Genomic DNA, 10,211 nt, shown 5'->3' with positions numbered 1-10,211 from the left:
GCGCCTGCATTGCCATGGTCGTCGCATTGCATGCGGCGATGCTGGTCTGGGCCAGCCGTCCGGCCGATGGCCAGGCGCAGGCGCAGACCCGCCCAGGCCACTCGGTTCAGGTCCGTCTGCGCTCAGGCGGCGTCGCGGATACGGATTCCCACCAAGCTGCGGCACAGTCTGAATCGGCGGTGATGGACTCGGCGATCAGCCCGGCAAGCCAGGCCGAGAACACCGAGCCCGGCCCCGGGCTGGCGACAGCATCGGTGCAAGATGGCGACAGCGCCATCGACCTGGCCGGCTACGTGCCCCGCCGCTGGCTGACAGTGGCCCCGCAGCCCACCGCCCCGGTGGTGCTGCCGTTCCCGGCAACCTTCAACGACGCTGCCCGCTACACCGTGGTCTTGAACCTGTACATCGAGGCTGACGGCCGCGTGGGCCGAATCGAATTCGAAGGTGTGCCTCTGCCGGAGGTGCTGGAGCGTGCGGCCCGCGTCACCTTTGAAAACGCCCACTTCACGCCCGGCCAGGTCAAGGGCCGCATCGTCAAGTCACTGATCCGGGTTGAGGTGGACTTTGACAACCTGGGGCAAGGCTGAATCCTAAAGCCGCCCCTGGTCCGCACACCACTCGCTCCACGACCCCGCATACAGCCGCGAGCCTGCCAACCCCGCGTGCTCCATCGCCAGCAGGTTGTGGCAGGCCGTGACGCCCGAGCCGCATTGGTGCACCACCGTGCCGACAGGCTGCGAGCCCAGCAGCGCCGTGAACTCATCGCGCAACACCTGCGCCGGTTTGAAGCGCCCATCAGCCCCCAGGTTCAGCTGAAAAAATCGGTTGATGGCCCCCGGGATGTGGCCACCCACCGGGTCCAGCGTTTCGTTCTCGCCGCGAAACCGGTCGGGCGCTCGGGCATCGAGCAGTTGCATCACGCCGCGGTTGCCCAGGTGGGCTTGAACAAAGTCGATGCGGGTCAGGTGTTCGTCGTGTGGGGTCCATGAGGCCATCGACGGAGTGCGCGAAGACCCCTCGGTGCTGACGGGACCCCCGTGCGCCTGCCAAGCCGCCCACCCCCCATCCAGCACACGCACCGCCGGGTGCCCCATCCAGCGCAGCATCCACCACAAGCGCGCCGCAAACATCCCGCCAGCATCGTCATACGCGATGACTTCGGTCTGGGCCTGCAGGCCCCAGCGGCGCAAAGTGGCCAAGAAGGCCTCGGGCGTGGGCTGCGGGTGGCGGCCGTTCAGGCCCGTCTTGGGGCCTGACAAATCCGTGTCCAGGTTGGCGTAGACGGCGCCGGGCAAATGGCCTCGTGCATGGGCTTGTTGACCAGCGCCAGGGGCGGCCAGGCTGAAGCGGCAATCCAGCACCAGCACATCGGTGCCAGCCTGTGGCAACAGGGCGGCCAGCTCAGCGGCCGAGATCAAGGTAGGTGGATGAAGGGGGCTCATGCGGATCGGTTCAAGGCGGCTTGAAGGGCGTGGATCACCGCGGCGGGCTCTTCATGCACCAGCCAGTGCGTGGCCTCGGGCAAACGGGTGACGTGCAGGTGTGGCACATAGGCCTCCAGCCCATCGAGCAGGCTGGGCGGCAGGGCCAGGTCGGCCTCGCCCCAGATCACGGTGGTGGGGATGTTCACGTGCAGCATGGCCTCGGGCAGCGTCAAGTGCATGACCGCGTCGGTGGGCGCCGTGGGCGGGTGCAGGGGGGAGGCGCGGTAGTAATTCAGCGGGCCATTCAAGCCCGCCGACCAGGCCTGGCGGTATTGATCGCGCAGCGCGGGCGTGAGCCAGGTGGCGCCGCCAAAGCGCTCAAAGAAGGACCACATCTTGGCGAAATCATCGGCCTGCAAATAGGCTTCGATCCCGGGGCGGCGCAGCAGGTTCATGTACTCGCTGGCCGCCTGTTGGGCGGGGTCGTGGCGCAGCGCTTTCATGAACAAAGCCGGGTGGGGCGCGTTCAGGATCACCAGGCGCTCCATCATCTGTGGCGCCATGGCGGCCAGTCCCCAGGCAATGGCACCACCCCAGTCGTGCGCGATCAAGGCGGCGGCGGGGGCGCCCAAGGCCTGGATCAAACCCAGCACATCCGCCCCGATCAGCTGCGCGCGGTAGTCCTTCACCTCGGGGGGCGAGTACGAGCCTGGGTAGCCGCGCAGGTTGGGCGCCACGCAACGGTAGTGCTCGCCAAAATGGGCCAGCAACTCGTCCCACGCAAAAGCCGCTTCCGGAAAGCCATGCAGGAACACCAGCAGCGGCGCGTCCTCGGGGCCAGCCAGGCGGCAATCCAGCCAGGCCTCAGGCTGGTTCGCGCTCGGCGAGGGCAGGGCGATGCGTTGGCTGGTGATGTCCATGGGGTGCTTTCTTGAGGGCGGTCAGAACAGCGCCATGCTCAGCTTGCGGCGGTATTGGTCGATGACGGGGTCGGCGCTGGCGACCTCGTGCTTGCCCGCGATCTCCAGCTTGCCTTTGGTGTCGGCCGCCGCGGCTGCGGGTTTGGCGGAGGCTTTGGGGATGGGCTTGGTCATCACTTCCAGGATGGCCACGTAGGTCTTGCGGGCCAGCTCTTCCGACCAGGTCTTGTCGCGCATGATGATTTCGAGCAGCTCGTCCATGGCCTGGGTGAACAGGCCGACGGCGAAGTGCTGCTGCGCGCGCTCGAAGCGGGCGGCGAAATCGCGTTTGTTGGCAACGAGGGCTTCGGCCAGGACCGCGGCCGGGCGCAGGTCGGGAGCGGCTTGGGCGGCGGTGATGTAGCGGCCAAAGGCGGTCACGCGGGGCTCGGCCAGCAGGCCGGTGGCGCGCGACGCGATCGGCTCGAACACGCTGGCGGCGGCCACCGGGTTGCCCTGGGCCAACAGCAGCTTGATCAGGTCGTAGCGGGCTTCGTCGTTGCCGGGGTCACGCGCCAGGGCGTCTTCCAGCAGGTCCAGGGCCGAGGCGGTGTCGCCTTCGGCCACCAGTTGCTCGGCTTGCACCGTCTCGGCCTCGGAGGCGATGGCGCCTTCGCTGGGCACGTGCTTGTCCAGGAACTCGCGGATCTGGGCTTCGGGCAAGGCGCCCACGAAGCCGTCCACCGGTTGGCCGCCCACGAAGATCACGCAGAAGGGAATGGAGCGCACGCCGAACATTTCGGACAACTGGCCCGCGATCTCCTGCTGCTCGTCGGCGTTCAGCTTGGCCAGTTGAAAACGCCCAGCGTAATCCACTTCGAGCTTTTCCAGCACGGGGCCCAGCGCCTTGCAGGGGCCGCACCAGGGGGCCCAGATGTCCAGCAGGATGGGCTGTTGGGCGGAGCCGGCCAGCAGGTCGGTTTCAAAGTTCTCAAGGGTGATGTCGATCATGGTGGCAGCAAGCGCCTAAAATTGCAGGTTTTACAGAGCGAGGAGCGAGCCGTGAACAACGCGACTCCCTTGATTGGCGTGGTGATGGGTTCCAGCAGTGACTGGGACGTGATGCGCCATGCTGCCGACATTCTCACCGAGTTCGGTGTCCCCTTCGAGGCCAAGGTGGTTTCAGCCCACCGCATGCCCGACGACATGTTCGCCTATGCCGAGGCGGCGCGAAAGCGTGGGCTGGTGGCCATCATCGCGGGGGCGGGCGGCGCGGCCCACCTGCCGGGCATGCTGGCGGCCAAGACCACGGTGCCCGTGCTGGGCGTGCCTGTGCCTTCGAAGCACCTGCAGGGGGTTGATTCCCTGCATTCCATTGTGCAGATGCCCAAGGGCATCCCTGTGGCGACCTTTGCCATTGGCACGTCGGGTGCCGGCAACGCGGCCTTGTTCGCCGTGGCCATGCTGGCCCAGAACGACACCGGCCTGCGCGATGCCTTGGATGCCTTCCGTGCCCGCCAGACCGAAGTGGCCCGCAACATGACCCAAGACCTGAGCCTGGACGCCCCATGACCCTCGATGTGATCTTGCCGGGCGCCACACTGGGCAGCCACGAACCGACGACGCTGGGCGTCGTGGGCGGTGGCCAGCTCGGCCGCATGTTCGTGCACGCGGCCCAGTCCATGGGTTACGCCACGGCGGTGCTCGACCCCGACCCTGCCAGCCCAGCCGGTCTGGTGTCCCACCACCATCTGAAAGCCGACTACCTCGACGCGGCCGCTTTGGCCGAGATGGCCCGCCTGTGCGCGGCCGTCACCACCGAGTTCGAGAACGTGCCCGCCCAGTCGCTCGACACCCTGGCGCTCAGCCGCCCGGTGGCGCCCGCCGGTTCGGCCGTGCTGGTCTGTCAGGACCGCGCCCGCGAAAAGGCCCACTTCGTGGCCAGCGGCGTGCCCTGCGCCCCTTATGCCCTGATCGAAACGCCGAATCAACTGGCTGCTATCAGCGACGACCTGCTGCCCGGCATCCTCAAAACCGCCCGCCTGGGCTACGACGGCAAAGGCCAGGTCCGCATCAAGACCCGGGCCGAGTTGGCCCAGGCCTGGGACGAACTCAAGCACGTGCCCTGTGTGCTCGAGAAGATGCTGCCCCTTGCCTTCGAGGTCAGCGTGATCGTGGCCCGGGGCCGGGACGGCCAGATCGTGCACTTCCCGGTTCAGCACAACCTGCACCGCGACGGCATCCTGGCCGTGACCACGGTGCCTGCCCCAGGCGTGAGCGAAGCCTTGTCCACGCAGGTGATCAACGCCGCGCAGACCTTGGCCGCGTCGCTGAACTACGTTGGCGTGCTGTGCCTGGAGTTTTTCATCCTGCAGGATGGCAGCCTGGTCGCCAATGAAATGGCCCCGCGCCCGCACAACTCCGGCCACCACACCATCGACGCCTGCGACGTGTCGCAGTTCGAGATGCAGGTGCGCGCCATGACCGGCCTGCCCCTGGTGGCCCCGCAACTCCACAGCCCCTGCTTCATGCTCAACTTGCTGGGCGATTTGTGGTTTGACGGTGATTCGACCGTGCAGCGCGAACCCGACTGGGCCGCCGTGCTGGCCTTGCCCGGCACCCACCTGCACCTGTATGGCAAAACGGACGCGCGCCGTGGCCGCAAGATGGGCCACCTCACCGTGACCGCCGCCACCGCCGACCTTGCACGCAATGTGGCCTTGAAAGCCGCTGCCGTCCTCGGCATCGAGCCTTTCTAAACTGCCACCCATGCGACTGCTCGATCCCGCCACACAACCTGATGCCATCGAACAAGCCGCCCAGCGCCTGGCCGATGGCGGCCTGCTGGCCCTGCCCACCGAAACCGTCTATGGCCTGGGCGCCCGCGCCGACGACGATGCCGCCGTGGCCCGCATCTTCGAAGCCAAGGGTCGACCCAGCAACCACCCGCTGATCGTGCACGTGGCCAATGCCGAAGCCGCCTGGCAGTTCGCCGCCGCCGTGCCCTTGGTGGCTCAGCAACTGATGGACCGCTTCTGGCCCGGCCCATTGACGGTGATCGTGCCGCGCGCCCCCGGCATGGCCGCGGCTTCTGCGGGCGGCCAAGACACCATCGGGCTGCGCTGCCCGGATCACCCCGTGGCCTTGAAGCTGCTGCAAGCCGCCGCCCGCCTGGGTGTGATGGGTGTGGCCGCGCCCAGCGCCAACCGATTCGGGCGCATCAGCCCCACGCGCGCCGAACACGTCATCGACGAATTCCAGGATCAGGGCAGCGGCCTGGACGAAGTCTGGGTGTTGCAAGGCGGCCTGTGCGAGGTGGGCATCGAATCCACCATCGTCGATTGCACGCGCGCGCATCCCGTCATCCTGCGCCCCGGTCGCCTGACCCGCGACGAGATCGAAGCCGCTGCTGGCGAGCCTGTGGGCCTGTCCACGCCCGAAGCCCCCGACACCGACGCGCCGCGCGCCTCCGGCACCCTGGCCGCGCACTACGCTCCGCGCGCCAAGCTGCGCCTGATGAGCGACACGCAACTGTCCTCGGCGCTGGACCTGATCGAACCCGAGTTGACGGCCAAGGCGCTGGCCAACAAAGCGGCCACGCCCCCGGGCATCGCCGTTTACTCGCGCAGCCTGTGGGCGCACCGCCCGGCCAGCCCCGGCGTGGTGCAGCGCGCCATGCCCGCCGATGCCATCAGCGCGGCGCACCATTTGTTTTCCGACCTGCGCGAGCTCGACGCCCTGGGCGTGGAGTTGATCTGGGTTGAAAAACCCCCGGTCGACCCCGTCTGGGACGGCGTTCGCGACCGGCTTGCCCGCGCGGCGGCCGCTTAACACCACCTTTACGCGACTCTAGTAAGCTTCGGCCCTGCTTGACCGCCCCTCATCCTTTTGGAGTGTCCATGTTCCGCATCCCTGATACCACCCGACTCCTGAAGAACTCACGCCGCACGGGCGTGGCGGTGGCCGCCTGTTTGAGCGCGGCTGCCTTGGTGGCGGGTTGCGGTGGGGGTGACCGGGTCAAGGCTTTCCAGCCCACGCAGATCATCGCGTTCGGGGATGAGCACAGTGCGTTTGATGACACGTCAGCGTCTGGCACCCCCCTGGTGTCGGCCGATGTCAATGGCACACGCGTGGCCTACAGCGGTTCGCGTTACACCATCAATGTGTTGTCCGAGAACAGCTGGTATTGCTCGATAGATCCCGGCGTGAACACGGCAGAGACCTGCCCGCTTGCGCAAAGGGTTCTCATCGCGCCCACCGGCGCAACATTTACCGTCACCAGCTCCAGTTTTAAAGCCTTCACGGGCCAGACCGCCCAAAATTTGCCCTTGCAGGTGGTGAATCAACGAGAGGTGGGGTCGTTCTCAACCGCCCCTACCACGCAGGTCTGGCGCACGACTGATCGCTTCTACGATTGCTCACCCAACAGCGTTTCTGGCTTGGGTGGATTCATTGGCAACTGGGTTCAGCTCTTTGCCAAGGACTTTGGAACAGGCCTGACCTTGGGTGGCACTGCGGATTGCCCCCAGGATTCTGGCAATGGGCGGTCCTATGCCGCCTGGGGCGCCAAGGTCGACCAGGTTCAGGCCCAGAAGGACCTTCACCGCGGCGAGTTGCACGATGGCGTGCTGGTCACCATCCTGGCTGGCCAGAACGACATCATGGCGGCGTTTGACGAGGTGGTCCTCACCCCTGCGACGGAGGAAGCCGCCCTCATCCGCATGCGTGAGAAGGGCGCTCAACTGGCGGGCGTCATCAACGACATCATCACCACGGGTGCCCGCGTGGTGTTCCTGACGGTGCCCGACATGGGCAAGTCACCAAAGGCCGTCGCGGCCGGCAAAAGTGGCTTGGCCACCGAGCTGACGAAGGCTTTCAACGAGGGCTACAACAACCTAGGCGGCCTGGTACTGAGCGTGACCACGAATGGCCACAAAATTGTGAAAGTGGATGGCTACACGCAGATACAGAACCTGGCGGCCAGCTATGGCAGCACGGCTGCTTGCGATATCGCCAAGACCACCTTGCCTGACGGTGCGCCTATTCCAGCGTCCCCCCCAGAACTCCGCATCAAGGCGGCATTGCTCAATTGCACTTCCAACACATTGGTCGGCACGACGGATTTTTCAGAATACCTTTGGGCGGATGAGACCCATCTGGCACCCGTGGGTCACAACAGCCTGGCCGCCATCGCCATCGCCCGCGTCCGCGATCAGCTCTGATCCCCGCGCCTGAAGCGCAACTTCATCCCCAGAATGGCCACCGCCAGGCTGAGGGTGACGAGATTGGCCACGGTCATGGGCCACGAGCCCAGGGCCAGGCCGTACAGCAGCCACAACCCCACGCCCAGCGTGAAGGCGCTGTACATCCCCAGCGAGATCCCGCTGACATCGCGTGTGCGAAACGTCAGCAGGGCCTGGGGGATGAAAGAGCCGGTGGTCAGCACGGCCGCCGCTGAGCCAATGGTCTCCACGCAGGTGGGGTCCAGAAAAGTCACCAGGTGTTGAAGCGCGTTCATTGGTCGTGCACCGTCCACTCGATCAGCGCCCTCAGCAGTGGCCGGGCGGCGTCGGCCTGGGGGTCGTTGACCACGCCCACGACCACGTAGCGCCGCCCCGAATCACCCAGCACCACCCCGGCCACCGAGGCCACGCCGTCCAGCGAGCCGGTCTTCAGGTGGGCTCGGCCTGCCACCGACGTCATCTTGCGCGCCGTGCCATCCACGCCGGCGATGGGCAAGGAGGCCAGCAGGTCGGGCATGGCCGGGCTGGCCCACAAGGCCTGCAGCCAGCGCCCCACGCACGCGGCCGAGGCCTGCTCGGTGCGCGACAAGCCCGAGCCGTTGTCCATCACCAGCACGCCGTTGCCGCAGGGTGAGGTGCCCGTGGTCGCGTCGGTGGTGGCCTGCACCACGTGCTGCGTCACGCGGGCGCGGGCGGCGTCCAGCGTGGCCGGGCCTCTTGGGCTGAGTTCGGTCGGGGCGGCATCGCGGCCCAGGGTCAGGAACAACTGCCGGGCCATCACGTTGTTGCTGAACTTGTTGATGTCGCGCACGACGGTGGCCAGCGGAGGCGACTCCCAAGTAAACCAGGCGGGCGTCTCGAAAGGCCAGGGGCCCGAGGCCTGGACCCGGCCTTTGAGAAGCCCGCCCGAGCGGCGCCAGGCCATGTCCAGCACGCGCTCGGTGTGGTCTTGTTGTTCGCCGCCGGGCCAGTGCACAGGCCAGTCGCGCTCGCCGCAGGCCGTGGGGTAGCGGCCTTTCAGGGTGAGGCTCCAGCCCAGGGCGGGCGGCGCATCGGGACGCAGCTCCAGGGACATGGACTCGCGCCAGTCGCTGCAGGCCGCCTTGTCGTCGAGCGGGACCTTGGCATCCAGGCGCAAGCCGCTCATCTCGGGTTCAACGCTGACCCTGGCCCAAGCCGGGTTGGCCGCGTCCGGGCGCAGACGCAAGGTCAAGGCCTGGTGGGACACCAGCAGGGCGTCGGGACCGGCGTTGTGGGTTCTCAGCGGTTGCTTGTCAAACGCGGCGGCATCGTGCGGTGTCATGGCAGCGAAGGCCGAGCGGTCCAGCAGCCAATCACCGCGGATGTCGCGCAGGCCGGCGGCGCGCAAGCGGGTCATCATCAGCGTCACCCGCTCGATCACCAGGCTGGGGTCGCCATCGCCGCGCATCAACAGCGGGCCTTCCAGCACGCCGTTGGCCCGCAGGCGTCCGCCAAGGGCCACCTGGGTGCGCCAGGTGAAGGCGGGCCCCAGTGTTTGCAGGGCCACGCCCGTGGTGAACAGCTTCATCACCGAAGCCTGGGTGCGCACGGTGTTGGCACCCAGGCTGAGCCGGGCTGGGCCGCCATCGACCGGCAGCACCAGCATCGACACGGCCGAGGCGGGCACCTGGGCAGCTTGCAAGGCCTGCTGAATGGTCGGGGGCCAGGGGGGCTCTCTGGTTGGCGCGAAGGGGGGCTCGGCCGCGGCTTGGCAGGCTGCGCTCAGCGGGGATAAAAACAGCGCCAACAGAAGTGCGTCACGCCAAGACGCGGTGGGGCGATGGGAGCAAGTGACCGTCATGGCCGCATCATAGAAGGGCGGCGTTGGCTACACTCCCGGCCATGTCGCCCGCTGATTCGATTTCTCCTTTGCCTGCCGCCGTCCCCGCCGTGGCCCAGCCGCGCCTCTTGGTGCTGGACACCGCGACCGAAGTGGTGCACCTGGCCCTCGTGCTGGGCGACCAGGTGCAGGCGCTGGAAGTAGGCGGCGGCGCTCAGGCGTCCAGCACCACCTTGCCCGCCCTGCAAAAGCTGGTGGCCGACGCCGGCCTGAGTTGGTCTGAACTGGATGCCATCGCCTTTGGCCGGGGACCGGGCGCTTTTACCGGCCTGCGCACGGCCTGCTCCCTGGCGCAAGGGCTGGCCCTGGCCGCCGACTGTCCCGTCATCTCGCTGGACACCCTGATGGCCGTGGCGGAAGATGCCCGCCAATCCGATCCCGCCGCCTGGTCCGAGGGCGACACCCTGTGGGTGGCCCAGGATGCCCGCATGGGCGAGTTGTACGTGGCGGCCTACCGTTGGCAAGGCACCCATTGGCAAGCCGACACCGAGCCCCGCTTGTGGGCGCTGGGCGTGCCCCGTGATCGCTGGGCCGAGGCTCCCGGCCTGCACCGCGTGGCCGGCAACGCCCTGTTGGCGCACCCTTTGGCATTTGAGGGGTTGACCCAGGCCACCTGGCCCCAAGCCGCCCCCCGTGGCGCCGCCCTGGCCACCCTCGCCCGACAAGCCTGGGCGCGAGGTGAGTTGTTGGACGCCGCCTTGGCCCTGCCTTTGTACGTGCGCGACAAAGTGGCGCAAACCACCGCCGAACGCCTGGCGGCCAAGCGCCTGTGAGCGCGACAATC

At 67.5% G+C, this 10,211-nt stretch carries 11 protein-coding genes; 6 read left to right on the top strand and 5 right to left on the bottom strand.

Annotated elements, in window-relative coordinates:
- The first annotated feature begins 14 nt into the window (after window positions 1-14).
- Window positions 15-587: a hypothetical protein gene (locus tag PSV38_RS12385; protein WP_300547833.1), complete on the top strand. Its 573-nt coding sequence runs from the start codon at window positions 15-17 to the stop codon at window positions 585-587.
- A gap of 3 nt (window positions 588-590) precedes the next feature.
- Here the strand turns inward: PSV38_RS12385 and PSV38_RS12380 are convergent, their stop codons facing one another.
- The 3 genes from PSV38_RS12380 to PSV38_RS12370 are packed head-to-tail and all read right to left on the bottom strand — an operon-like array spanning window position 591 to window position 3,334.
- Window positions 591-1,442: a sulfurtransferase gene (locus tag PSV38_RS12380; protein WP_300547831.1), complete on the bottom strand. Its 852-nt coding sequence runs from the start codon at window positions 1,440-1,442 to the stop codon at window positions 591-593.
- Window positions 1,439-2,344 carry an alpha/beta hydrolase gene (locus tag PSV38_RS12375; RefSeq protein WP_300547829.1) on the bottom strand — a complete coding sequence of 302 codons (906 nt, stop codon included), beginning with the start codon at window positions 2,342-2,344 and terminating at the stop codon, window positions 1,439-1,441. Before PSV38_RS12375 ends, PSV38_RS12380 begins: the two co-directional genes overlap by 4 nt.
- A 21-nt stretch (window positions 2,345-2,365) precedes the next feature.
- Complete coding sequence (locus PSV38_RS12370) at window positions 2,366-3,334, bottom strand: tetratricopeptide repeat protein (protein WP_300547827.1); 969 nt, start codon at window positions 3,332-3,334, stop codon at window positions 2,366-2,368.
- A gap of 84 nt (window positions 3,335-3,418) precedes the next feature.
- Here PSV38_RS12370 and purE point away from each other — a divergent pair, with 84 nt between their 5' ends.
- The 4 genes from purE to PSV38_RS12350 all read left to right on the top strand — a co-directional run bounded on the left by purE (window position 3,419) and on the right by PSV38_RS12350 (window position 7,545).
- On the top strand, window positions 3,419-3,895 hold the full coding sequence (gene purE, locus PSV38_RS12365) for a 5-(carboxyamino)imidazole ribonucleotide mutase (RefSeq protein WP_300547935.1): 477 nt from the start codon (window positions 3,419-3,421) through the stop codon (window positions 3,893-3,895).
- Window positions 3,892-5,082 carry a 5-(carboxyamino)imidazole ribonucleotide synthase gene (locus PSV38_RS12360; protein ID WP_300547826.1) on the top strand — a complete coding sequence of 397 codons (1,191 nt, stop codon included), beginning with the start codon at window positions 3,892-3,894 and terminating at the stop codon, window positions 5,080-5,082. The genes purE and PSV38_RS12360 overlap by 4 nt, the downstream gene beginning before the upstream one ends.
- Window positions 5,083-5,092: 10 nt before the next feature.
- Window positions 5,093-6,154, top strand: coding sequence for an L-threonylcarbamoyladenylate synthase (locus PSV38_RS12355; protein ID WP_300547824.1), 1,062 nt, complete (start codon window positions 5,093-5,095; stop codon window positions 6,152-6,154).
- Window positions 6,155-6,222: 68 nt separating this feature from the next.
- A complete protein-coding gene (locus tag PSV38_RS12350; RefSeq protein ID WP_300547822.1) occupies window positions 6,223-7,545 on the top strand; it encodes an SGNH/GDSL hydrolase family protein in 1,323 nt (440 codons plus the stop codon).
- On the opposite strand, the gene PSV38_RS12345 is transcribed toward PSV38_RS12350, so the two are convergent.
- Window positions 7,536-7,841, bottom strand: a complete 306-nt coding sequence (locus PSV38_RS12345) for a SemiSWEET transporter (RefSeq protein WP_300547820.1) — start codon at window positions 7,839-7,841, stop codon at window positions 7,536-7,538. The genes PSV38_RS12350 and PSV38_RS12345 overlap by 10 nt on opposite strands.
- Entirely contained in the window at window positions 7,838-9,388 is a 1,551-nt protein-coding gene (dacB, locus tag PSV38_RS12340; protein WP_300547819.1) for a D-alanyl-D-alanine carboxypeptidase/D-alanyl-D-alanine-endopeptidase, read from the bottom strand. The genes PSV38_RS12345 and dacB overlap by 4 nt, the downstream gene beginning before the upstream one ends.
- Window positions 9,389-9,429: 41 nt before the next feature.
- On the opposite strand from dacB, the gene tsaB reads away from it, so the two are divergent.
- Window positions 9,430-10,200 (top strand): tRNA (adenosine(37)-N6)-threonylcarbamoyltransferase complex dimerization subunit type 1 TsaB, encoded by a 771-nt coding sequence (gene tsaB, locus PSV38_RS12335; RefSeq protein ID WP_300547817.1) that lies wholly within the window; start codon window positions 9,430-9,432, stop codon window positions 10,198-10,200.
- Window positions 10,201-10,211 lie beyond the last annotated feature (11 nt).

Origin of the sequence: Aquabacterium sp., from assembly GCF_029946005.1 — a bacterium.
GTDB lineage: Bacteria > Pseudomonadota > Gammaproteobacteria > Burkholderiales > Burkholderiaceae_C > Aquabacterium.
This window is presented reverse-complemented; position numbering and strand designations above follow the sequence as displayed.